We start from the raw sequence: 22,257 nt of genomic DNA on the forward strand, positions 1-22,257 counted from the left end.
GATTACGCATGCACCTTGAACGAGGCGGCGTACTTCTTCGGGTCCTTGCCGTCCCACACCGTGCCGTCGATCAGCTTGTGGCTGCGCATGTCGCTCTTCGGCACGGCCACGCCGGCGGCGGTCGCCGCTTGCTTGTAGATGTCGATGCGGTTGACCTTCTTCGCCACGGCCAGGTAGTCCGGGTCGTCCTTGAGCAGGCCCCAGCGCTTGTGCTGGGTCATGAACCACATCGCGTCCGACAGGTAGGGGAAGGAGGCGTTGCCGTCGCTGAAGAACTTCATCGCGTTCTTGTCGTCCCAGGTCTTGCCCAGGCCGTTGGAGTAGCGGCCGAGCATGCGGGCGACGATGACGTCGGCGTCGGTGTTGACATAGGCCTTGTTGGCGACGGTCTCGGCGGTCTTCTGCTTGTTGCCGAGCGAGGCGTCGATCCACTTGCCGGCGTCGATGATGGCGGCCGTCATGGCGCGCGCCGTATTCGGGTTTTTCGCCACCCAGTCGGCCGTCGTGCCCAGTACCTTCTCCGGATGGTCGACCCAGATGTCCTGCGTCGTCACGGCGGTGAAGCCGATGTTGTCCACGATGGCGCGATTGCCCCAGGGCTCGCCGACGCAGTAGCCATCCATGTTGCCGACGCGCATGTTGGCGACCATCTGCGGCGGCGGCACGGTAATGATTTTCGTGTCCTTCATCGGGTTGATGCCGTGCGCCGCCAGCCAGTAATAGAGCCACATGGCGTGGGTGCCGGTGGGGAAGGTCTGGGCGAAGGTGTATTCGCGCTCCTTCTTCGCGATCAGGGCGGCGAGCTTGGTGCCGTCGGTGGCGCCCTTGTCCTTGAGCTGGTTGGAGAGCGTGATGGCCTGGCCGTTCTGGTTCAGGGTCATCAGGATGTTCATGTCCTTCTTCGGCCCGCCGATGCCCAGTTGCACGCCGTAGACCAGGCCGTAGAGCACGTGGGCGGCGTCGAGCTCGCCGTTGACCAGCTTGTCGCGGACGCTGGCCCACGAGGCTTCCTTGGTCGGGATGATCTTGATGCCGTACTTCTCGTCGAACTTCTGCACCGCGGCCATCACCACCGACGAGCAGTCGGTCAGCGGAATGAAGCCGATGCGCACTTCCTTCTTCTCTGGCGCGTCCGAGCCCGCGGCCCAGGCGCCTGAGCGCACGCCCGGCGGCACCATGGCCATCAGTCCCGTGCCCGCCGAGGCGAGCAGAAAGTCGCGGCGATTGAATCCCGATTTGCTGTCCATGTCCGACTCCTTGTCATTGCGATTCCAGAAAAGAAAAAGGCGTCCACCGCACCCGGGGAAGTCCCTCAGGGGCAATGGACGCCGTTGTCCGATGCGGATCGTCATTGACCCGCGCTTGGCCTCACTTCAGCAATGGCCGTGCCAGGTCTGTGAAATCGGTCGGAAACCCTTGCCGTGACGGGATCGGCATGGCGCCAGCGCCGACTTTTTGGATTGAGGCCCTGGCCGCATCGGCGCACCACACTGGTGCATTAGCGCCGCCTGATGCACTACAACAAGACCTTGGCCATCTCCACCACGTCGGCCGCCGCGCGACCCAAAGTCTGGCCGCGATCCATCGCCAGCTTGCGCAGTGCGGCGTAGGCGGCCTGCTCGTCCATGCCGCGCGCCTTCATCAGCACGCCCTTGGCGCGGTCGATGGTCTTGCGCTCGGCCAGCGCCTGGGTGGCGACGTCGCGCTCGCGCCGGAGTTCCTGATGCTCCTCGAAGCGGGCGATGGCCACGTCGATCACCGGCGCCAGCCGTCCCGGCGTCAGGCCATCCACCACATAGGCCGACACCCCGGCCTTGAAGGCCTTGCGCATGACGCGGCCGTCGCGGTTCTTGGCGAACATCACCACCGGCCGCGGCGCTGCGGCATTGATCACGGCCAGGTGTTCGAGCGTGTCGCGCGACGGTGCGTCGGTCTGGATCAATATCACGTCGGGGCCGATCTCCTCGACGCGGCGCGTGAGGTCGGCCGCTGTCGGCAGCAGCGCCGCCACCTGGTGGCCGGCCAGTGCCAGGCCGGCGCAGATCTCGCCTGCCCGGGCTTCCAGTTCATCGATGACCAGTACGCGCAGCATGACGTCTATCAAGCAATTGCCAGGCCAGTCCCTCTACAATTGCCGCATGAACCCCCTGCGCGCGGCTTGGCTGCGCCTCAAACCGGACCCGAGCAACGTTCCCGCCGCCGAGCAGCTGCGCTCGGCGCTGGCGGTTGCAGCCGGCGTGCTGGCCACGGCCGGGCTCTCGGCCTGGCTTCTCGGCAGTTCTCCCCTGTTGGTCGCCGCGGTCGGCGCCTCGGCGGTGATCCTGCTGGCGCTGCCCACCAGCCCACTGGCGCAGCCGTGGGCGCTGGTCGGCGGTTATCTGGTTTGCGCCGCGGCCGGCGTCGTCGGTGCGCATGCGCTGCCCCACGTGGTGCTGGCGGCGGCGCTGGCGGTGGGACTGGGCACGCTGGGCATGCTGCTGTTGCGCTGCCTGCATCCGCCCGGCGGTGCGGTGGCCCTGTTCGCGGTCATCGGCGGCGAGAGGGTCGTCGCCCTCGGCTGGCAGTACCTGCTGATGCCGGTCCTGTTCAATGCGCTGCTGCTGCTGGCCGCAGCCCTGATCATCAACAACCTGATGCCCGGAAGGCACTACCCGCGGCTGCTGCCGCAGGAACTCGAGCGCGGGCCGGACGACGAGGCGGAGCCGCGCGACCGCCTCGGGCTGCGTCGCCAGGACCTGCATGCCGCGCTGCGTGGCTACGGCCACCTGGTCGACGTCAGCAACGAGGAGCTCGACGAGATCGTCGAGCAGGCGGAGCAACTCGCCTTCCGCCGCGCCTTCGGCGAACTCGCCTGCGCCGACATCATGACCCATGTGGCGTTCACCGTGCGGCCGGATACCAGCCTGCTCGAGGCCTGGCGCACGCTGCGCCGCCACCGGCTGGTCGTGCTGCTGGTGGTCGACAGCCTCAACCGCGTCGTGGGCGTGCTGGGCCTCGAGGACTTCGTGAGCGCCGCCAAGGCCCGCACGGCGTGCGGCGTGCGCGACCGCATCCTCCGCCTGCTGCGCTTCAACTTCGCGCGCGACGCCTCGACCGCGTCGATCATGCGCCGCGAAGTGCGGGTCGTTGCCGCCGATGCGCACGTGGCCGAACTGGTGGAGCCCATGTCGCGCGGCGACCATCTGGCGGCGGTCGTCGATGGCGAGCGCCGGCTGCTCGGTGTCATCACCCAGTCGGATCTCATTGCGGCGCTCTACCGCGGCTGCGGTTCGGTGTCTTGAGCGACAGGCTGTTAGGATCGCGCTTTCGCCCCATCGCCAGCGAGCGTCGTGATCCGATCCCTGTTCTCCAGCCTGCAAGTGCGCCTGATACTGGGCGTGACCGTGCTGTCCCTCGGCAGCCTGTGGGGCTTCGCCTGGCTGCTGGCAGCGCGGCAGGTGGAGCAGATCGAGAACATGCTGATCGAGCAGCAGCGCGCGACTATCGAGTATGTCGCCGAAGACATCGACCAGAGGCTGCGCCGTCGCCTCGACAATCTGGCGCAGGCCGCGACCGTCCTTCCGCTTGACCGGCTCGGCGATGCGGCAAAGCTCGAAGACTTCCTCCGCCAGCGCCCGTCGGTGGTCAAGCTTTTCGACGGCGGCATCATCGTCGTCAAGCCCGACGGGTCGGGGGCCTTCGCCGACTACCCGCCGCTGCCCGGGCGGCGTGAGCAGAGCTTCGATCATGTCACTGCGGTCGCCGACGTCATCCGCAGCGGCCGGCCGTCGGTGGGCAAGCCCTTCGTCGGCATCCATATCAAGAAGCCGCTGCTCGGCTTCGCCGTGCCGGTGCGCGACCGCGATGGCCGCCTCGCGGCCGTCCTCGCCGGCATCAGCTTGGTGCAGGCGCCCGACCTGCTCGGCATCGTCGGCCAGCACCGCTATGGCAAGACCGGCGACTTCGTCGTCGTGGCGCCGCAGCACGGGATGGTGGTGATCGGCTCCGATCCGGCCTACACATTGCGGTCGCTGCCGCAGCCGGGCGTCAACCGCATGCTCGACCGCTTTCGCGAAGGGCAGGAGGGCTCGGGCCTGACCATCGATGCCCGCGGTGTCGAACACCTCGTTTCGGGCAAGCGCCTGGCCTCGGTCGAGGGCTGGCTTGTCGTGGTGCGGCTGCCGACGACCGAGGCTTTCGCGCCGATCGTCGAACTGCGGCGCCTGGTCTTCGGCGGCGCCCTGCTGCTGTCGCTTCTCGTGGCGGGGCTGGTGGCCTTGTGGGTCAGGCGCGCCCTGACGCCGCTGCGCGCGGCGACGGGTGCGCTCGATGCCATCTCGGCCGGCAAGGCACCGCTGCAAGCGCTGCCGGTGGTGCGGCAGGACGAGGTCGGGCGACTGGTCGAGAGCTTCAACCGCCTGCAGGAACGGCTGCGCAAGCGCGAGGACGAACTCGTTGCCGCGCGCGAGGAACTGCGCGAAATCACCGATTCGGTGCCGGTCGCGATGTACCGCTACCGCATCGACGACGACGGGCGTCCCGACGTCATGTACATGAGCGACCGCATCGAAGCGCTGTGGGGCGTTCCGGCGGCCGAGATCATGCGCGACCCCACTGCCGGATTCGCCCGCATCCATCCCGACGACCTGCCCGTGTTCCTCGAAAAGGATCGCGCCGACTGGCAGAGCCACTCATCGTCCGTCCACGAGGTGCGCGTGGTGCATCCCGACGGCGGCGTGCGCTGGATCCACGTCGAGTCGACGCCGAAACGTCTGGCCGACGGCCGCGTGGTCAATCACGGCTTCGTCGAGGACATCACGGCCCGCAAGGAAGCCGACGAGGCGCTGCGGCAGCTGCAGGAACGCTTCGCCGTCGCCTTCCGCGCCAGCCCGATCGCCGCATCGATCGCGCGGGTCGCCGACGGCCGTTTCATCGAGGTCAACGATCGCTGGCAGGCCGTCTTCGGCTGGACGCGCGAGGAACTCATCGGCCACAGCTCGGTGGAGCTTGGGGTTTGGCCGGACGCGGCGGCACGCGCGGCCTGGGTCACGGCGCTGCGCCGCGAGGGTCGTCTCCAGGACCATGTGACCCGCTGGCGGCGCAGGGACGGCGTCTTGCGCGACGTCAGCGTCTCGGCCGAACTCACCGATGTGGACGGCCAGCCCAGCGTTTTGGCCTTCGTCATCGATGTGACGGACCGGCTGCAGGCCGAACGGGCCCTGGCCGAGAGCGAGGCGCGCAGTCGCCGCATCATCGAGACCGCCAACGAAGGCATCTGGATCATCGATCCCGACGCCCGCGTCAGTTTCGTCAATCAGCGCATGGCCGACATGCTCGGCTATCCGCCGGAGCAGATCCTCGGCGGCACGGCGGAGGATTTCCTCTATGCGGAAGACCTCGACGAGCATCGCGAGCAGATCGCGAACCGGCAGGAGGGCAAGAGCGGCCACTACGAGCGGCGTTTCCGCCGCAAGGACGGCAGCGAGTTGTGGACCCAGGTCTCGGGCACCGCCATCCTGAATGCCGACGGCAGCTACGGCGGCGCCTTCGGCATGTTCACCGACATCACGCATCTGAAGCAACAGCAGCGCCAGCTGCAGCACATCGCGCATTACGACGCGCTGACCGGCATCCCCAACCGCGTGCTGCTCGCCGACCGCATGCACCAGGCGCTGGCCCAGGCTCGTCGCGCCGGGCGGATGATGGCGGTCTGCTATGTCGATCTCGACGGCTTCAAGCCGATCAACGACGCCCACGGCCACGATGCCGGCGACCGCGTGCTGATCACGATCGCCCAACGCCTGAAGGACGGCCTGCGCGGCGGCGACACCGTGGCGCGGCTCGGCGGCGACGAGTTCGTGCTGCTGCTGGGCATCGAGCACATGGAGGAATGCGAAACCGCGCTGCGCCGCGTGCTCGATGCCGTCGCCCAGCCGCTGACCGTGGGCGGCCAGGCGGCCAGCATCTCGGCGAGCATCGGCGTCACCCTCTACCCGCTCGACGATGCCGATCCCGACACCCTGTTGCGCCACGCCGACCAGGCGATGTACGGTGCCAAGCTGGAGGGGCGCAATCGCTATCAGCTGTTCGACCCGATCCGCGACCGCGAGGTGCGTGCGCACCGCCAGGCGCTCGACTGCATGGCCGCGGCACTCGCCGCCGGCGAGTTCGTGCTGTACTACCAGCCCAAGGTCAACATGCGCCAGGGCCGCGTGGTCGGCGTCGAGGCGCTGCTGCGCTGGCAGCATCCGCAGCGTGGCCTGCTGCTGCCGGCGGAATTCCTGCCGCTGATGGAGGATACCGACCTTATCGTGCAGGTCGGCGAATGGGTGATCAGTACGGCGTTGCGGCAACGGCAGGAGTGGCAGACCCAGGGACTTGACCTGGCCGTCAGCGTGAATGTCGCCGCGCGGCACCTGTCGCAGCCGAATTTCGTCGCGCGCCTGGTCGAGTTGCTGCGAGCCCATCCGGCGCTGCCACCGCGTTGCCTCGAGCTCGAAGTGCTGGAGACCGCCGCGCTCGAGGACATGGGACGCGTCGCCCGCATCATCGAGGAATGCCGCCAGCTCGGCGTGACCTTCGCCCTCGACGACTTCGGCACCGGCTATTCCTCGCTCACCTACATCAAGCGCCTGCCGGCGGATACGCTCAAGATCGACCAGTCCTTCGTCCGCGACATGCTGCGCGATCCCGAGGATTGCGCCATCGTCGAGGGCGTCATCGGCCTCACCCGCGTGTTCCGCCGCCACGTCGTGGCCGAGGGCGTCGAGACCGTCGAGCACGGCGTGTTGCTGCTCAGCCTCGGCTGTGACCTGGGCCAGGGTTACGGCATCGCGCGGCCGATGCCGGCGGATGCGCTGATCGACTGGGTGCGCAGCTGGCGGCCCGATCCGGCATGGATCGCCAACGCCGCCTTCGCCTGGCCCAGCGACGACCTGCCGCTGGTGATCGCCGAGGCCGAGCACCGTCGCTGGATCGAGGATGTCGAAGCCTGCCTGTGCGGCACCGACGAGACGCCGGAGCTCGACCCGCAGGGCTGTCGTTTCGGCCAGTGGCTGGCCGGTGCCGGGCGCCGGCGCTACGGTGCGCGACCGGGCTATGGCGTGGTTGACCGCCTGCACCGGCAGACCCACGCGCTGGCAGCGGAACTGCTGTCCTTGCGGCGCGAGGGCGGCGGGGATGCCGCCTGTCGGCACATGCCCGCGCTGCAGGCCGAAAGCGACGCCCTGCTCGCGGCGCTCCACGAGCTGATGGCCGAAGCGGTCATCAGCTGACGGCCGGCTCGTCGGCGCCGAGCGGTTCGAGCCAGGCGCCCTGCCGTTCCAGAACCGCGAGCGTCGCTTCCGAGGCGTCGCCGCTGCCGCGCCGCGCGTCGACGCGGCCGGCGAGCTCGGCGGCAGACGCCTGCGGCGCGAGGATGGCGAAGGCGGCGCCGTGGCGCGCCGCCAGCGCACGGAACATGTCACGCTCGTCACGGCGCAGGAAGGCGGCGTCGACGATCACCGACCAGCCTTCGCCCAGGGCCAGCCCGGCCAGTTCGGCCAGCCGCGCGTAGGTGCGGACGTGGGCATCGGCGGTATAGATGCCGCCATCGAGCGGCGAGCCGCTGGCTTCGTGCGCGGCAAGGCCGTAGAGGCGCTTCCTTTCGACGTCCGAGCGCAGGCGGACGGTGCTCGCCGTCGGGTCGGCGAGCAGCCGCGCGCTCGAGGCCGTGGTCTTGCCGCAGCCGGCCAGGCCGTGGGTAATGGTGAGCTTGAGCGCAGGAGGCGCGGCGATGGCGGCGGCCAGCGCGAGGTATTCGTGCACCTCGGGACAGTCGGCGGCCGTCGTTTCATCCTGCTGGCAGGCGCGGATCGCGGCGATCTTGGCGCGCACCAGCGCGCGGTAGGCCATGTAGAAACGCAGCACGCGCAGCGCATCGAAGTCGCCGCAATCGGCCAGCCACGCGTTGAGCAGCCAGCAAGCCAGGCCGGGCCGGCCATGGTCGAGCAGGTCGACGAGGAGGAAGGCGATTTCGCTGGCGACGTCGATCCAGCGGAAATCCTCGTTGAACTCGATGCAGTCGAACGGCACGACCTCGTCGCCGAGCAGCACGAGATTGCCCAGGTGCAGGTCGCCGTGACACTCGCGCACGCAGCCGCGCGCCTTGCGCGCGGCGAAGGTTTGCGCGAGGCGGGCGTGTTCCTCGCGCGTCCAGCCTTCGAGCGCGTCGAGCGCGGCTGCGGCCAGGCCGCGCGGCTTCGCACCCGGTTCTGGCTCCGCCAGAACCATCGTGAGCGCGCGCAGTTCGGCGATGTTCTCGAGCGCCGGGGCCAGCACCGCGGCCGGCGTGCCGAAGCGGGAGTCTCCCGCAGCGATCGCCGCCGCCGCGTGAAAGCGCGCCAGCGTCGCGGCGAGCGCGGCGAGGTGCTCGGGGCGCAGGTGGCCGCGCCGGCAGACGTGGTCGAGCCGCGCCTCCTCGGGAAAGCGCCGCATCTTCACCGCCGGCTCGCCGTCGAATGCCACGACCTCGAGATAGAGCTGCGGCGCGAAGCGCCGGTTGAGGCGCAGTTCGGCGCAGCACGCGGCGCGGCGCTTTTCCGCCGTGCCGTAGTCGAGAAAGGGCAGGACGATGGGCTTCTTGATCTTCCAGGCCAGGTCGCCGGCGAGCAGCACCCACGACGCGTGGGTCTGCATGAGCTCGATGCGCCCGCTGCCGAGCGGCGAGCGCGCGGGATCGAGCAGGGTGCGGATCAGGGGCGGCAGAGATTCGGCCATGCGGTCATTATCGACCCCGCCGGCTGCGACGCCGAAAATAGCCGATGCCTATGAACGCGATATGGACAATTCATTCGATACATCGATGGCCGTTATCTATGATGCGAAGCGTCGAGGCAGTCATTCGGCACCAACCGAGCAAGGAGGAACATCATGGATATCGGCATCAACAAGAAAGACCGCGCGAAAATCGCCGAGGGGCTCTCGCGCCTCCTCGCCGACAGTTACACGCTCTACCTCATGACCCACAACTTCCACTGGAACGTGAAGGGACCGATGTTCAACACCCTCCACGCGATGTTCATGCAGCAATACACCGAGCAGTGGAACGCGCTGGACCTCATCGCCGAGCGCATCCGTGCGCTGGACTTCCCGGCACCGGGCACTTACGCCGAGTTCGCCAAGCTCTCGTCGATCAAGGACGTCGGCGGCGTGCCCAGGGCCATGGATATGGTGCGCCATCTCGTCTCCGCGCAGGAAGCCGTGGCGCGAACCGCGCGCGAGATGGTACCGGTGGCCGAAAAGGCCAGCGACCAGCCGACGCTCGACCTGCTGACGCAGCGCCTCAACGTCCATGAAAAGACCGCCTGGATGCTGCGCAGCCTGCTGGAAGAGTGATGAGTGTCGCTGTTCGAGACCCGGCGGTCTTTCGGTGCAGGCTAACGTGAGCGCAGCGAACGTTAAGCCGCGTCAGCGGCGGCCGTAGCCAAAAACCGCCTGGATGCTCCGCAGTTTGCTGGAGGAGTGAGCGGCAACCGGCGTTAGAAAAAGAACCCCGGCTGTTTCAACGCCTCGATTTCCTCGGGCGTCGATTCGCGGCCGAGGATGGCGTTGCGCTGCGGGAAGCGGCCGAAGCGCGCGATGACCTGCTGGTGGCGCTCGGCGTAATCGAGGGCCGAGCACAGCGGCTTGCCGCCCTCGGCGTGCAGCGCCTGGAACAGGGTGAGCGACTCCACCTGCACGGCCGCCGATTCGGCGTGTTCGAACGGCAGGTAGGCGAACCAGCGCAGCAAAGGGGGCAGTTCGCGGTCGCCGCCCGATGCCAGCAGGCGCCGCGCCGCGGCGAGCGCCAGTCCGTCGCCGGCGAAGGCGCGAGGCGTATCGGCGAAGAGTCGGCGCGGGAAGGCGTCGAGCAGCAGGATGCGCGCCAATGCGCCTGCGGCGGTGGCTTCCCATTCGGCGAAGCCGCCGGCGAGCGCGGCATCGACGGCCGCGACGAAGCGCCGGTGCAGGGTCTCGTCGAAATCCGGCGTGGCGCGCATCCATTCGAGCCGGTAATGGCCGTGCTGGAAATGCCCGGCCGGCAGGAACCAGAAGTCGAGGACGTCGTCGGCAGCGACGTCGGCATCAGCCATCAGAAGCGAAACTCGCCGGCTTCGAGCGCCGCGATCTCCTCGGCGGTCGATTCGCGGCCGAGGATGGCATTGCGGCCGGGGAAGCGGCCGAAGCGTTCGATCGCCGTGCGGTGGCGCAGGGCGTAGTCGTAGGCCGCGTCGAAGGCAGGGTCCTGGCCTTCGCGGCGCAGGCCGGCGAACAGGGCGACCGAGCGCTCCTGGTCGATCAGGGCTTCGCTGTGCTCGAAGGGCAGGAAGACGAACCAGCGCTGCAGCGGCGGCAGGTTCTTGTCGCGGCCGCTGCCCACCAGCCGCTCGGCCAGCGCCAGGGCCTGCGTATCGCCGGCGAACGCGCGTGCCGTGCCGCGGAAGATGTTGCGGGTGAACTGGTCGAGCAGCAGGATGCGCGCCAGGGCGCCTGCGGCCGTGGTTTCCCACTCGCTCAGTTGTCCGTCGAGCGCAGCTTCGACCAGGGTGCCGAAGCGGCTGCGGATTTCCGCGTCGAAGGCATCGTCCCGGCGGAACCACTCGCGGCGGAAACGGCCGTGCTGCGGATCAGTGGCCGGCAGGAACCAGAAGTCGATAACGGCCTGGGCTTCGCCGGTCGGGTTCATTCCGCTTTCTTGGCGATCTTCTTCTTTGCGGCAGGCTTGGCGGCGGCCTTGGCCTTGGTGGTCCTGGCTTTGGCCGGTGCCTTCACCGTCTCGCCGGCGCCGACATTTTCAGTCTTGGCGGCGGTGGTCTTCGGTGCCTTCGGCGCGCGCTGCTCGAACTCGAAGCCGACCTTGCCGTCGGTCCCGCGCACCAGGTAGGCCGAGAACTTCTTGCGCGTGCGGTTGGAGACGAAACCCTTCAACAGGCTGGTCTTGCCGCTTTCCAGCAGCTTCTGCATCTCGGCGCGGGAGATCTCCTGCTGCAGGATCACCTTGCCGGAGCGGAAGTCGCAGCTCTTCGCCGCGCCCACCGATTTTTCGCAGACGTAGGACATCGGCTGTTCGAAGACGCGGGCGCCGCACTTGGGACACGGACCGAGCGCTTCCTGGCCGCTGAAATCGATTTCCTCGCCATCGCCCTCGTCGTTGCCGAAGTCGAAGGAGGGCGCGTGGTTCTCGTCGAGCTTGATGACGGCGGCGAACGGCCGCCCCATCTTGCTGCGGAAGCCCTGCAGCGGGCCGATCTGGCGGTCGCGCAGCAGCTGGTCCATTTCCTCCGGTTCCCACTGGCGGCCGGCGACGATCTTCCACAGCTTGTAGTCGCACTTGTCGCACTTGAAGTGCTTGTAGGCTTCGTGGATGGTGCCGCCGCACTTGGGGCAGGGCGTCTGCAGCGGGCCGAAGTCGGGGTCGGCGAAGTCGCCGGTCTTGATGCGCTCGACCATCACCTGAGTCTGCTCGGTGATGTGGGCCATGAACTCCTCGCGCTTGAGCCGGCCCTGTTCCATCTCCTTCAGCTTCCATTCCCACAGGCCGGTCAGCTCGGGTGAGCGGATTTCGTCGACCTGCAACTGTTCCAGCGCGAACAGCAGGGAAAAGGCCTTGGCGGTCGGTTGCAGTTCGCGGCCGTTGCGATGCAGGTATTCCTCGGCGATCAGGCCCTCGATGGTGGCGGCGCGCGTGGCCGGCGTGCCGAGGCCGCGCTCGGACATGGCTTCGCGCAACTCTTCGTCCTCGATCAGCTTGCCGGCGCCTTCCATGGCGGAGAGCAGCGTGGCTTCGTTGAAACGCGCCGGCGGCTTGGTGGCATTGGCCTTGACCTCGACGTCGTTGGCCCAGACGCGCTCCTTCGGTTCGACCCTGGGCAGCGACGGCGCATCGTCCTCGACCTGGTCCTGCTTGCCATAGACGGCGAGCCAGCCGGCGGTGACCAGCACCTTGCCCTCGGTCTTGAAGGCTTCGTTCTCCACGCGGGTGATGCGCGTGGTCATCAGGTATTCGGCGGCCGGGTAGAAGATGGCGAGGAAGCGCCGCGTCACCAGGTCGTAGATCTTCTGCTCGGCGTCCGACAGGCTCTTCGGGTGGGCGCCGGTGGGGATGATGGCGAAGTGGTCCGAGACCTTGGCGTTGTTGAAGATGCGCTTGTTGGGGTGCACCCAGCCGTTCTTCAGTACGTCGCGGGCCAGCCCTTCGTAGCCGGTCTCCTCCATCGCCTTCAGCGTGACCTTGACGGTGTCGAGGTAGTCCTCGGGCAGGTAACGCGAGTCGGTCCGCGGGTAGGTCAGCGCCTTGTGCTTTTCGTAGAGCGCCTGGGCGATGGACAGCGTGGTGCGCGCCGAGAAGCCGAAGCGGCCGTTGGCCTCGCGCTGCAGGCTGGTGAGGTCGAACAGCAGCGGCGACATCTCCGTCTTGGGCTTGCTTTCGTCCGTGACCGTGCCGTGCTTGCCGAGGCAGATCTTGCGGATTTCCTCTGCACGGGCTTGCGTCCATAACCTCTCGGCCTTGGCGTGTTCGTCGTCGGCCTTCTTGAATTTCTCGTCGAACCAGCGGCCGCGGTAGGTGCCGGCCACGGCCTGGAACTCGGCCTCGACTTCCCAGTAGTCGCGCGGCACGAAGGCCTTGATGCGGCGTTCGCGCTCGACCAGGATGGCCAGCGTCGGCGTCTGCACGCGACCGACGGTGGTCTTGTAGAAGCCGCCTTCCTTCGAGTTGAAGGCGGTCATGGCGCGGGTGCCGTTGATGCCGATCAGCCAGTCGGCTTCCGACCTGCAGCGCGCGGCGTCGGCCAGCGGCAGCATCTCGGCGTCGGAGCGCAGGTGGGCGAAGCCGTCGCGGATCGCGGCGGGCGTCATCGACTGCAGCCACAGCCGGCGCACCGGCTTGGCGTTCTTTTCGCCCAGCGCGTGCTGCGCGACGTAGCGGAAGATCAGTTCGCCCTCGCGGCCTGCGTCGCAGGCATTCACCAGGCCCGCGACGTCCTTGCGCTTCATCAGCTTGGTCAGCAGCCGCAGGCGCTCGGCGGTCTTGTCGATGGGGTTCAACGCGAAGCGCGGCGGAATCATCGGCAAGTGGGTGAAGGTCCACTTGCCGCGCTTGACGTCGTATTCCTCGGGCACCGTGAGTTCGAGCAGGTGGCCGATGGCCGAGGAGAGCACGTAGTCGTCGCTCTCGAAGTAGTCGCCCTGGCGCGTGAAGCCCCCCAGGGCCTTGGCGATGTCCTGGGCGACGGAGGGTTTCTCGGCGATGATGAGTTGCTTGGTCATGGGCGGGTCAGTGCGGCGCGGGGAGCGCCAATGAGCGCGGCATGATAAGCGCGGCTTGCCGGCTAAGGCAAGCCGGCACTTTTTGACGTTCCCCGCTGGAGGCGGCTAATGGAACAGCGGCCGGGACGGTTCGTCGCCCAGATCGCCGACGTCATCAAAGCCGTAGTCGTCCTCGAGCAGCTCCTCGAGAATCAGGGCGTCGAGCGGCAGCTGCCGGCGCCAGACCACCATCAGCACGATGCCCTTGAGCTTGGCCAGCGGGATCTCCTCGTCGGACAGCGCCAGGGCGCGTTCGAGGATGAGTTCGCGCGCGGTGGCGTCTATGGCCTCGGCCTGCTCGAGGAAGCTGAGGAAGCCGCGGCACTCGGCCGGCAGCCGGGCGAGTTCGGCTTCGTGGTAGAAGCGCATCGATCCGGTCAGCGTCGGCGAGGACAGCGCGACCGGAGCCGTCGCCGCGTCGTTGAAGCCGGCGAGCCAGTCGATGGCTTCGGAGATGGCGTCGTCCTCGAAACCGGCGGCCATGAGCTTCTTGGCCAATGCGGCCGGTTCGGGGCAGGCGTCGGGCAGATAGTGTTCGAAGAGGTAGAAGAGGATGTCGATCATGATCAGTTGGGACCCTGCCCTCGGTTAACCCGTTGATACAGACCACCGGGCAGCTGAGCAACCCGGCCCTCGAGTTCCAGTGACAGCAGCATCGCAAGAAGATCGGCCGGCGTCAAGCCGCTGCGCGCCGACAGTGCGTCGAGGCTGACCGGCACCTCGTCCATGTGATCGAGCAGCGCGGCCGCGGCGAGGTCGCCAGCCGGCCGTTCCGCGGGCGTCGGCGTCGCGGCGCCACCGCGCTTTTGCCAATGCAGTTCCTCGAGAATGTCCTCGGCGCGCTCGACGAGCTTGGCGCCCTGCCTGATCAACTGGTGGCAACCCTTGGCCAGCGGCGAGTGGATCGAGCCGGGGATGGCGAAAACCTCACGCCCCGCTTCGGCCGCGAGCCGCGCGGTGATCAGCGAACCGCTCTTCTCGGCTGCCTCGACCACCAGGCAGCCGAGGCTGATGCCGGCGATCAGGCGGTTGCGGCGGGGGAAGTTGCCGGGCAGCGCGGCAGTGCCCAGCGGGAATTCGGACACGACGCAGCCGCGCTCGACGATTGCGCGGGTCAGCGCCTCGTTGCGCGCCGGGTAGATGCGGTCGGCGCCGGTGCCGATGACGGCGATGGTCGAGGCGCTGCCGTCCAGCACACCGAGAGCCCCGCGGTGGGCGGCGGCATCGATGCCCAGGGCCAGGCCGCTGACGACGGTGAGGCCGGCGGCCGCGACGCTCGCGGCGAAGGCCTCGGCATTGACCTCGCCCTGCTTCGTCGCGTTGCGACTGCCGACGATGGCGAGCGCGGGATGGTTGAGCAGCTCGGCGCGGCCCTTGACGTAGAGCAGCGCGGGCGGATCGGCGGTGGTCAGCAGGGCCTGCGGATAGGCGGCGTCGGCCAGCGTGACGATGCGGTTGCCGGATTCGGCGGCCCAGGCCAGGGCCGCCTCGATTTCGGCGCTCGCATCATGGGAAGCCAGGCGCTCGGCCAGTTCCGCGCCGATGACCGAACGAACGGCGGCTCCGCCGGCCGCGAATATCGCTGCGGGCAGGCCGAATGCCTTGAGCAGATGGCGCTGGCTTTCGCCGCCGATGCCGGGAACGGAGGTGAGGCGGATCCAGGCGGCGAGTTCGTCGCCGGATTCGGGTTCAGGCATGGCCGACGGGCCGCCCCGAGGCCATGGGCAAACTGGAGCACGTGAAGCGTGCGACTCCTAGTAGGTTTCCACGGAGTGCCCCGTGATTGATGAGCGACGCGAACTTGCGGGCACCCCCGCCCCGGGGCGGGGGCAGGGGGGCGGGGGATGTCAAGGCGTGCGCACCGAGTCGCCGACGACGACTTCCTTCGCCGAAGCCTTGGTGACGATCGCGTAGGAGAGGCGGTCGAAGACGCGGAAGACGAAGACCAGGCCGTAGCGCTCCTCGGGCAGCCGGTGGGTTTCCAGCTTGTTCTTGAAGCGCTCGGTGACTTCGCGGTCGGGTTGGTTGATCGCCAGGACGTGGCCTATCTCGAGGCCATCCCTGGCGCCGCGGGAGATGGTGATGATGGAGCCCGGGCCGCCCGTGTTGGCGGGGCTGGACCCGGTCGTGCCATAGACCGACATCACGCGTCCCTCGATCGTCGTCTTCGGCGCATGGGGAACGTAGTTGACGACGTCGGCCTTCCTGGTTGGCATCAGGTGGTCGCCGACGCTGATCTCGGCACGTGAATTGACGATCTCGAGGATCGTCGGTTCGCCCGGGCGGGTGACCTTGGCACCGCCGAGATGGATGGCTTCGATGCCGAGCACTTCGCCGCTGACGGGATCGGTCAACGGCTGACCCGGCCGGTAAAGCAGGAAGCCCTTGGCCTGCGGATCCTGGATGCCGGTGACGTAGATCTTGCCGCCGGTGCCGACGATCATGCGGTTGTCCTCCAACGCCACGACGCGCGGAGCGCTGGCGAGCCCGTCGGGTTCGATCACCAGCGGCTTGGCCAGGAAGGGCTCGAGGAAGCTCTGCGGAATCGCCGGGATCGCGTCGGTCAGCTGCGTATCGTACTGCTTGGGCGCGAGGCGAACGGTATCGAGCCGCAGTTGCGGATCGGTGCCGCTCCGGTCGAGCACCAATACCTGGCCGGGGTAGATGCGATGGGGGTTCTTCACGTCCTCGGCATTCATGCGCCACAGCTCGGGCCAGCGGTAGGGATCCTTGATGAACTTCGACGAAATGCCCCAGAGGGTATCGCCGGCCACGACGGTGTGGCGGTCGGGCGCATCGGGTGCGAGCTCCAGTGGCTTGGCGGCCTCCGCCCAGGCGGACGTGGCAAGGGCCGCACTTGAGAATGCGACGAGGAGCGCAGATATAATTCTGGACATCGGATGACCTTTCCCGGCCGTTGGACGAAAGAGCGCGAAGGATCACGCTGGGCGGCTTGCGGGATTGTGCATCCAAAACATGCCGTCATCAATCACCTGTTCGACGAATTACCGCCCCAAATACATGGCTCTTCTGCCGATCCTGCGCTATCCGGACCCGCGCCTGCACACCAAGGCCGCCAGGGTCGCGGTCGTTGACGATGCGATTCGCCAGCTGGCGGCGGACATGGCCGAGACCATGTACGAGGCGCCCGGCATCGGCCTGGCCGCCACCCAGGTCAACCAGCATGTGCAGGTGATCGTCATCGACGTCTCCGAGGACAAGTCGCAGCTGCTGACTTTCATCAACCCCGAGCTGCTCGAGCGCTCAGGCGAATGCGAGGGCGAGGAGGGCTGCCTCTCGGTTCCCGGCATCTACGAGACGGTGACACGTTCGGAGCGGGTGAAGGTGCGTGCCCTCGGGCTCGACGGCAAGCCTTTCGAAATGTCCGCCGACGGCCTGCTCGCCGTCTGCATCCAGCACGAGATGGATCACCTGCAGGGCAAGGTCTTCGTCGAATACCTGTCTCGCCTCAAGCAGACTCGCATCCGCTCGAGGCTCGAGAAGCGCGCCCGCATCACCGCCTGACGGCCGCCCTTTGCCGCAGCCACGCCAGCAGTTCGGCGGGCGGCAGCGGTTTCGTATAGTAGAAGCCCTGGGCGTCGTCGCAGCCCTCGCTGCGCAGGAATGCTTCCTGTGCGGGTGTTTCCACGCCCTCGGCGACGACGGCGAAGCCGAGGCTGCGCGCCAGGCCCAGGATCGAGCGCGTGATCGCGGCGTCGTCGGCATCGTCGGGGAGGTCGCGGACGAAGCCGCGGTCGATCTTGAGGCGGTCGACGCTAAGGTACTTGAGGTAGGACAGCGACGAGTAGCCGGTGCCGAAGTCGTCGATGGCGACGCCGATGCCGAGTTCGTGCAGGGCGGCCACCGTGTCCATCGCTGCCGCGGCGTTGTCGAGCAGAAAGTTCTCGGTGATTTCGAGTTCGAGGCTGCCGGCGGGCAGCTTGGACTCGGCCAGCACGCGCTCGACCATGGCGACGAGATCGCCCTGCTCGAACTGGCGGCCATCGACGTTGATCGAGATGCGGCCGATGTCCAGGCCGGCATCCAGCCAGTTTCGCGCCTGGCGACAACCCTCGCGCAGCACCCATTCCCCGAGCGGCAGGATGAGCCGGGTCTCGTGGGCGACGGGCAGGAAATCGTCGGGCGCCACGATACCGTGACCCGGCCGGCGCCAGCGCACCAGGGCTTCGACGCCGGAGACGCGGCCGCTCGCCAGCTCCACTTGCGGCTGGTACCAGAGTTCGAGCTCGCCCTGCGCCAGCGCCTGCTGCAGGCCCTGCTCGGTGCGCAGCCGCGCCATCACCGCGCCGGCCATCGCGCTGTCGTGGAAGCGGAAGGTATTGCGGCCTTCGCGCTTGGCGGCATAGAGCGCGGTGTCGGCGGCCCGCATGAGCTCGACCGCATCGTCGCCGTCGGCGGGGAACAGTGCGATGCCGACACTGGTGGTGACGCGCGCCAGCGATCCGTTCAGGTCGTAGGGTTCCGACACCGCGGCGATCAGCTTGCCGGCGATGCTGCCGATGCCCTGGGGTGTGTCGGACGCCTCGAGAAGGATGACGAACTCGTCGCCGCCGAGGCGTGCCGCCGTGTCGCCGCCGCGCAGGCAGCCGCGCAGGCGTTCGGCCGCCGTCTGCAGCAGCAGGTCCCCGGCGGGATGGCCGAGGCTGTCGTTGACGTTCTTGAAGCCGTCGAGGTCGAGCAACAGCACGGCCAGGCGCGTGGCGTCGCGCTCGGCGCGCTCGATGGCGTGACCGAGCTGAATGCCGAGCAGGGAACGGTTGGCCAGCCCGGTCAGTGCGTCGAAATGGGCGAGGCGCACCAGTTCGGCCTCGGTCTTCTTGATGTGGCTGATGTCGGAGAAGACGCCGATGTAGCTTTGGAGCTGGCCGGCGTCATCGTGCACGGAACTGATGGTCAGCCATTGCGGGTAGATCTCGCTGTTCTTGCGGCGGTTCCAGATTTCGCCCTGCCAGGCGCCCAGGGTGAGGAGGTCATGCCACATGGCCCGGTAGAACACCGCGTCATGGCGCCCCGACTTGAGCAGGCGCGGGTTGGCGCCGACGGCCTCGTCCGCCGCGTAGCCGGTGATGCGAGAAAACGCGGTATTGACCGAGACGATGGTGCCGGCCGGGTCGGTCATGAAGATGCCCTCGGCCGTGTTCTCGAACACCGCCACGGCCTGGCGCTTGTGGCTTTCCTGCGCGTGGGCAGCCGAAACGTCGGTTACCAGCGCGAAGGAGCCGACGAGATCGCCCACCTCGTCATGCACCGGCGCGGCGTTGAAGTGGCAGGGCACCCGGCTGCCGTCGGCACGGGTCAGCTCGACCTCGAAACTGCTTTTTTCGCCGGCGCCGCGCCGCTGCGCCTCGCGACGGAAGATCGCGGCATCGGATCCCTCGACGAAGTCGAGCGCGGCGCGGCCGACGATGTCGCGTTCCGGCCGGGCGAGGATCGCGCACAGGGCGGGGTTGACCTGCCGCGTCACGCCCTTGCGGTCGATGAGCCAGAAGCCTTCCTGCGTCGTGTCGATCATGCGGCGCAGCCGCTGCTCGCTCGCTTCGAGCGCGCGCGCCATCTCGAGGCGGCGGTGGGCGAGGCTCGAAACCATCACCGCGGCGATCATCAGGGTGGTGCCGATGGTGACCGCGGTGGCGAGAAAGGCCGGGTCGAGCGCGGCCGCCGACCGGGCCGAGCCATCGCGCACGAAAAAGGCCGCGGCCATCGCCGTGTAGTGCATGCCCGAGACCGCTGCCCCCATCACCGTCGCCGCCAGCAGGTGGCTGCCGCGCATGCGCCGCACGCCGAAATGGATCGACAGTGCGAGCCAGGCCAGTACGATGGCCACCGCGATCGACGCCGCGAACAGCCTCGGGTCGTAATAGACGAAACCATCGAGGCGCATCGCCGCCATGCCCGAATAGTGCATGGTGCCGATGCCGCTGCCGAGCAGCACGCTGCTCGCCGCCAGGCGTCGCGGACTGACGCGGCGACGGCGGATGACCTCGAGCGCGACCGCGCTGGCAAGCATGCCGGGGATCATCGACAGCACGGTGATGGTCGGGTCGTAGCTGACGCCGCAGGGCAGCGTCAGCGCCAGCATGCCGATGAAGTGCATGGCCCAGGTGCCGCCGCCCATGGCCAGCGCACCGGTGCCGAGCCAGACCAGCCGATCCTGCGCCGTGCGTGCCGCGCCGATGCGTGCGGCGACGTCGAGCGCGACCCAGGCGGCGAAAACCGCGATCAGCACCGAGACCGTCACCAGTCGCGCGTCGTAGAAGCTGGCGTAGAGCAGGCTGGCGTCGGGGGGGCGGTCGATGAAGCGCAGGCTATCGAGAATATCCATTTTGCGTGGCGCGGAATTCGCTTAGCATGCCACAGGCTCGCCCGGCGTGCTCGTCTTGCGCAAGGTGGGCGCAAGCGTCGGCGTGAGACAATCCGGCCATGAATTCTCCCGCCCTGCGCATTGCCTTTGCCGGTACCCCCGAGTTCGCCGCAGTGGCGCTGGAGGCGATCCTTGCTGCAGGCCATGAGGTTCCTCTGGTGCTGACCCAGCCCGACCGGCCGGCGGGGCGCGGGCAGAAGCTCGTCGCCAGCCCGGTCAAGCAGGTCGCCGCGAAGCATGGCATTGCCGTGCATCAGCCCGAGCGCCTGCGCGATCCGGCGACGCATGGGCCGTTGATCGAGGCGGCTGTCGACGTACTGGTGGTGGCTGCCTACGGCCTGATCCTGCCGCAGGCCGTGCTCGACATCCCGCGCCTGGGCTGCCTCAACATCCACGCTTCGCTGCTGCCGCGCTGGCGCGGTGCGGCGCCGATCCAGCGCGCGCTCGAGGCCGGTGACGCCGCGACCGGCGTCACCATCATGCGCATGGAGGCCGGCCTCGACACCGGCCCGATGTTGCTCAAGGAATCGCTGCCGATCACTGCCGACGACAGCGCGGCGACCCTGCACGACAAGCTCGCTGCCCAGGGCGCGCGCCTGATCGTCGACGCCCTCGGGCGGCTCGAGCACCTGACGGCCGAAGCCCAGCCCGAGGCCGGCGTGACCTATGCCAACAAGATCGAGAAGCGCGAGGCGGCGGTGGACTGGACGCAGCCGGCGGCCGTCATCGAGCGCCGCATCCGCGCCTTCGATCCCTTCCCCGGCGCACTGGCGAGCCTGCGCGGGGAGACGCTGAAACTGTGGAAGGCGTCGCCGGCGCATGCGGCCGCAGGTGGCGGCGAGCCGGGCACGGTGCTGGCGGTCGGCGCGGACGGCATCGTCGTCGCCTGCGGCGAGGGCGCGGTGCGCCTTGCGGAATTGCAGAGGCCCGGCGGCCGCCGTCTCGCTGCCGCCGATTTTCTGTGTGGCTTCGCCGTGACGCCCGGCGAGCGCTTCGGCGCACCGGCATAAGCTGGGAGCAGGCAGTGGAGCACGTGGTCGTCTTCATCCGCCACGGCCTCAGCGAGTGGAACCGCAGCGACCGCTTTACCGGGTGGACCGACATCCCCCTGACCGAGGCCGGATTGAACGAGGCGGCGGCGGCCGGGCGGCGGCTGGCCGCGACAGGCTACGGCTTCGACGAGGCCCATGCCTCGATGCTCTGCCGCACGCGGCAGACCATCGAGACGCTGGTCGCCGCCATGGGGCGGCCGCCGCTGCCCATCGCGGAGACCTGGCGCCTCAACGAGCGCCACTATGGCGCGCTGCAGGGCATGAACAAGAAGGAGATCTTCGCCGCCTGGGGCGAGGAGCAGTCGCGCCGCTGGTGGCGCGGCTACGTCGAGGCGCCGCCGCCGCTGGCCTTCGAGGATCCGCGCCATCCGCGCTTCGATCCGCGCTACGCCGACCTCGATCCGGCGCTGCTGCCTGTGACGGAAAGCCTCGCCGACTGCCAGCGCCGCACCCTGCCGTACTGGCACGAGGTGCTGGCGCCGCGCGTCAAAGCTGGTCGGCGCCTGCTGGTGGCCAGTCACGGCAACACCCTGCGCGGGCTGGTGATGCACTTCGACGGCCTCGACGCCGAAGCCATGATGCATGTCGAGATCGCGCCCGGCGTGCCCCTGGTCTACCGCTACACGCCCGATCTGCAGGTCATCGGCCGGGAGTGGCTCGCCTTGCCGTAACATGTCGCTTCCCCGATGAGGATGGCTCCATGATGGACTTGAACGCGACGCGCCAGGCGAAGGTCCTGGTGACCCGGCCCGCCGGGCATATCGACCAGGCCACTGCCGACGACTTCCTCGCCGCGCTGCGCGCCGCGCTCGCCAGCGCCAGGGGAGAGGGCACGGCGCTGCTGCTCGATTTCACCGCGGTCGATTACATCAGCAGCGTCGGCCTGCGCGCGCTGATGCTGACCGCACGCGAGGCCAAGGCGGCCGGCGTCGCGCTGGCCGTCGCCGCGCTCAAGCCGCTGGTGCAGGAGATCTTCCAGATCAGCCGCTTCGACATGGTGATCACGGTGCATCCGACGGTCGCGGCGGCCGTCGCCGCCCTGGCCACGCCGGCGCTCGCCGGCGCCGACGGAACGGTGCGTGGCTGACGCGGCCGGCACGACCCTCGCCGCGCGCCCTGGCGGGCTGCCCGCACTGCTCGACTTCGCCCGCAGCTTCGGGCGCGAACACGGGCTGCCCGAAGCGGCCGTCCATCGCCTCGTCGTCATTCTCGAGGAGCTGTTCCTCAATACCGTCCAGCACGGCCACGGCGGCGGCAGCGATGCGCCGGTGACGGTCGAGCTGTCCCTGCTCGCCGACGAACTGCGCTGCAGCTACACCGATCATGCGCCGCTGTTCGTGCCGCCCGCCGGCCTGCCGAGTCACATCGAGCGGGCGCCGGATGCGCGTCCGCTCGGTGGTCTCGGCGTGGCCATGGCGCGCTCGCTCGCCAGCGACCTCAGCCACTCGCAGGCCGGGGCGGACGGCGGCAACCGCATCGCCTTTTCCGTCAGCCTGGCACGTGCGTGAAGAAGCCGAT

General features: G+C 68.5%; 18 protein-coding genes. 8 read left to right on the forward strand and 10 right to left on the reverse strand.

The window, feature by feature from the left end; genetic code table 11:
- Nucleotides 1–2: 2 nt before the first annotated feature.
- Nucleotides 3–1,247: a CmpA/NrtA family ABC transporter substrate-binding protein gene (locus EJE94_RS03775; protein ID WP_121240134.1), complete on the reverse strand. Its 1,245-nt coding sequence runs from the start codon at nt 1,245–1,247 to the stop codon at nt 3–5.
- 269 nt (nt 1,248–1,516) lie between these two features.
- Nucleotides 1,517–2,092, reverse strand: coding sequence for an ANTAR domain-containing response regulator (locus EJE94_RS03780; protein WP_121240135.1), 576 nt, complete (start codon nt 2,090–2,092; stop codon nt 1,517–1,519).
- A gap of 46 nt (nt 2,093–2,138) precedes the next feature.
- Here EJE94_RS03780 and EJE94_RS03785 point away from each other — a divergent pair, with 46 nt between their 5' ends.
- Both EJE94_RS03785 and EJE94_RS03790 read left to right on the forward strand, forming a co-directional pair.
- Complete coding sequence (locus EJE94_RS03785; RefSeq protein WP_165904750.1) at nt 2,139–3,281, forward strand: HPP family protein; 1,143 nt, start codon at nt 2,139–2,141, stop codon at nt 3,279–3,281.
- Between the two features lie 48 nt (nt 3,282–3,329).
- Nucleotides 3,330–7,253, forward strand: a complete 3,924-nt coding sequence (locus EJE94_RS03790) for an EAL domain-containing protein (protein ID WP_121240137.1) — start codon at nt 3,330–3,332, stop codon at nt 7,251–7,253.
- On the opposite strand, the gene EJE94_RS03795 is transcribed toward EJE94_RS03790, so the two are convergent.
- Nucleotides 7,246–8,736 carry a bifunctional aminoglycoside phosphotransferase/ATP-binding protein gene (locus EJE94_RS03795; protein WP_121240138.1) on the reverse strand — a complete coding sequence of 497 codons (1,491 nt, stop codon included), beginning with the start codon at nt 8,734–8,736 and terminating at the stop codon, nt 7,246–7,248. The genes EJE94_RS03790 and EJE94_RS03795 overlap by 8 nt on opposite strands.
- 153 nt (nt 8,737–8,889) lie before the next feature.
- Here EJE94_RS03795 and EJE94_RS03800 point away from each other — a divergent pair, with 153 nt between their 5' ends.
- The gene (locus tag EJE94_RS03800; RefSeq protein ID WP_121240139.1) at nt 8,890–9,354 is read left to right on the forward strand and encodes a Dps family protein; all 465 of its coding nucleotides are present in this window, start codon (nt 8,890–8,892) and stop codon (nt 9,352–9,354) included.
- A 143-nt stretch (nt 9,355–9,497) separates the two neighbouring features.
- Here the strand turns inward: EJE94_RS03800 and EJE94_RS03805 are convergent, their stop codons facing one another.
- From EJE94_RS03805 to EJE94_RS03830, 6 genes are all read right to left on the reverse strand, one after another.
- Entirely contained in the window at nt 9,498–10,091 is a 594-nt protein-coding gene (locus tag EJE94_RS03805; protein WP_121240140.1) for a DUF924 family protein, read from the reverse strand.
- Nucleotides 10,091–10,684 carry a DUF924 family protein gene (locus EJE94_RS03810; RefSeq protein ID WP_121240141.1) on the reverse strand — a complete coding sequence of 198 codons (594 nt, stop codon included), beginning with the start codon at nt 10,682–10,684 and terminating at the stop codon, nt 10,091–10,093. Before EJE94_RS03810 ends, EJE94_RS03805 begins: the two co-directional genes overlap by 1 nt.
- Complete coding sequence (locus EJE94_RS03815; protein ID WP_121240142.1) at nt 10,681–13,266, reverse strand: DNA topoisomerase III; 2,586 nt, start codon at nt 13,264–13,266, stop codon at nt 10,681–10,683. The genes EJE94_RS03810 and EJE94_RS03815 overlap by 4 nt, the downstream gene beginning before the upstream one ends.
- A 105-nt stretch (nt 13,267–13,371) precedes the next feature.
- Complete coding sequence (locus tag EJE94_RS03820) at nt 13,372–13,869, reverse strand: Smg family protein (protein WP_121240143.1); 498 nt, start codon at nt 13,867–13,869, stop codon at nt 13,372–13,374.
- Nucleotides 13,870–13,871: 2 nt separating this feature from the next.
- Nucleotides 13,872–15,002 (reverse strand): DNA-processing protein DprA, encoded by a 1,131-nt coding sequence (dprA, locus tag EJE94_RS03825; RefSeq protein ID WP_121240144.1) that lies wholly within the window; start codon nt 15,000–15,002, stop codon nt 13,872–13,874.
- Between the two features lie 150 nt (nt 15,003–15,152).
- Nucleotides 15,153–16,202: a LysM peptidoglycan-binding domain-containing protein gene (locus EJE94_RS03830; protein ID WP_121240145.1), complete on the reverse strand. Its 1,050-nt coding sequence runs from the start codon at nt 16,200–16,202 to the stop codon at nt 15,153–15,155.
- Nucleotides 16,203–16,326: 124 nt separating this feature from the next.
- Here EJE94_RS03830 and def point away from each other — a divergent pair, with 124 nt between their 5' ends.
- Nucleotides 16,327–16,830 carry a peptide deformylase gene (gene def / locus EJE94_RS03835; RefSeq protein WP_121240146.1) on the forward strand — a complete coding sequence of 168 codons (504 nt, stop codon included), beginning with the start codon at nt 16,327–16,329 and terminating at the stop codon, nt 16,828–16,830.
- Here def and EJE94_RS03840 read toward each other — a convergent pair.
- Nucleotides 16,820–19,648: a bifunctional diguanylate cyclase/phosphodiesterase gene (locus EJE94_RS03840; RefSeq protein WP_121240147.1), complete on the reverse strand. Its 2,829-nt coding sequence runs from the start codon at nt 19,646–19,648 to the stop codon at nt 16,820–16,822. The two genes, def and EJE94_RS03840, sit on opposite strands and share 11 nt — an antisense overlap.
- A 98-nt stretch (nt 19,649–19,746) precedes the next feature.
- Here EJE94_RS03840 and fmt point away from each other — a divergent pair, with 98 nt between their 5' ends.
- The 4 genes from fmt to EJE94_RS14710 are packed head-to-tail and all read left to right on the forward strand — an operon-like array spanning nt 19,747 to nt 22,247.
- Nucleotides 19,747–20,697, forward strand: a complete 951-nt coding sequence (fmt, locus tag EJE94_RS03845) for a methionyl-tRNA formyltransferase (protein ID WP_121240148.1) — start codon at nt 19,747–19,749, stop codon at nt 20,695–20,697.
- A gap of 14 nt (nt 20,698–20,711) precedes the next feature.
- Complete coding sequence (locus EJE94_RS03850) at nt 20,712–21,410, forward strand: 2,3-bisphosphoglycerate-dependent phosphoglycerate mutase (protein ID WP_121240149.1); 699 nt, start codon at nt 20,712–20,714, stop codon at nt 21,408–21,410.
- Nucleotides 21,411–21,439: 29 nt separating this feature from the next.
- Complete coding sequence (locus tag EJE94_RS03855; RefSeq protein ID WP_121240150.1) at nt 21,440–21,826, forward strand: STAS domain-containing protein; 387 nt, start codon at nt 21,440–21,442, stop codon at nt 21,824–21,826.
- On the forward strand, nt 21,819–22,247 hold the full coding sequence (locus EJE94_RS14710; protein WP_207855678.1) for an ATP-binding protein: 429 nt from the start codon (nt 21,819–21,821) through the stop codon (nt 22,245–22,247). The genes EJE94_RS03855 and EJE94_RS14710 overlap by 8 nt, the downstream gene beginning before the upstream one ends.
- Nucleotides 22,248–22,257 lie beyond the last annotated feature (10 nt).

This window comes from Sulfurisoma sediminicola, from assembly GCF_003865015.1.
Classification (GTDB): Bacteria; Pseudomonadota; Gammaproteobacteria; order Burkholderiales; family Rhodocyclaceae; genus Sulfurisoma; species Sulfurisoma sediminicola.

Excerpts from the sequence above, each read along its gene's own strand:
- EJE94_RS03795 (WP_121240138.1), bottom strand. The coding sequence starts at position 8,736 with ATGGCCGAATCTCTGCCGCCCCTGATCCGCACCCTGCTCGATCCCGCG.
- EJE94_RS03775 (WP_121240134.1), bottom strand. The coding sequence starts at position 1,247 with ATGGACAGCAAATCGGGATTCAATCGCCGCGACTTTCTGCTCGCCTCG.
- EJE94_RS03780 (WP_121240135.1), bottom strand. The coding sequence starts at position 2,092 with ATGCTGCGCGTACTGGTCATCGATGAACTGGAAGCCCGGGCAGGCGAG.
- def (WP_121240146.1), top strand. The coding sequence starts at position 16,327 with ATGGCTCTTCTGCCGATCCTGCGCTATCCGGACCCGCGCCTGCACACC.
- EJE94_RS03815 (WP_121240142.1), bottom strand. The coding sequence starts at position 13,266 with ATGACCAAGCAACTCATCATCGCCGAGAAACCCTCCGTCGCCCAGGAC.
- EJE94_RS03810 (WP_121240141.1), bottom strand. The coding sequence starts at position 10,684 with ATGAACCCGACCGGCGAAGCCCAGGCCGTTATCGACTTCTGGTTCCTG.
- EJE94_RS03800 (WP_121240139.1), top strand. The coding sequence starts at position 8,890 with ATGGATATCGGCATCAACAAGAAAGACCGCGCGAAAATCGCCGAGGGG.
- EJE94_RS03805 (WP_121240140.1), bottom strand. The coding sequence starts at position 10,091 with ATGGCTGATGCCGACGTCGCTGCCGACGACGTCCTCGACTTCTGGTTC.
- EJE94_RS03830 (WP_121240145.1), bottom strand. The coding sequence starts at position 16,202 with ATGTCCAGAATTATATCTGCGCTCCTCGTCGCATTCTCAAGTGCGGCC.
- EJE94_RS03820 (WP_121240143.1), bottom strand. The coding sequence starts at position 13,869 with ATGATCGACATCCTCTTCTACCTCTTCGAACACTATCTGCCCGACGCC.
- fmt (WP_121240148.1), top strand. The coding sequence starts at position 19,747 with ATGAATTCTCCCGCCCTGCGCATTGCCTTTGCCGGTACCCCCGAGTTC.
- EJE94_RS03855 (WP_121240150.1), top strand. The coding sequence starts at position 21,440 with ATGATGGACTTGAACGCGACGCGCCAGGCGAAGGTCCTGGTGACCCGG.
- dprA (WP_121240144.1), bottom strand. The coding sequence starts at position 15,002 with ATGCCTGAACCCGAATCCGGCGACGAACTCGCCGCCTGGATCCGCCTC.
- EJE94_RS03785 (WP_165904750.1), top strand. The coding sequence starts at position 2,139 with ATGAACCCCCTGCGCGCGGCTTGGCTGCGCCTCAAACCGGACCCGAGC.
- EJE94_RS03840 (WP_121240147.1), bottom strand. The coding sequence starts at position 19,648 with ATGGATATTCTCGATAGCCTGCGCTTCATCGACCGCCCCCCCGACGCC.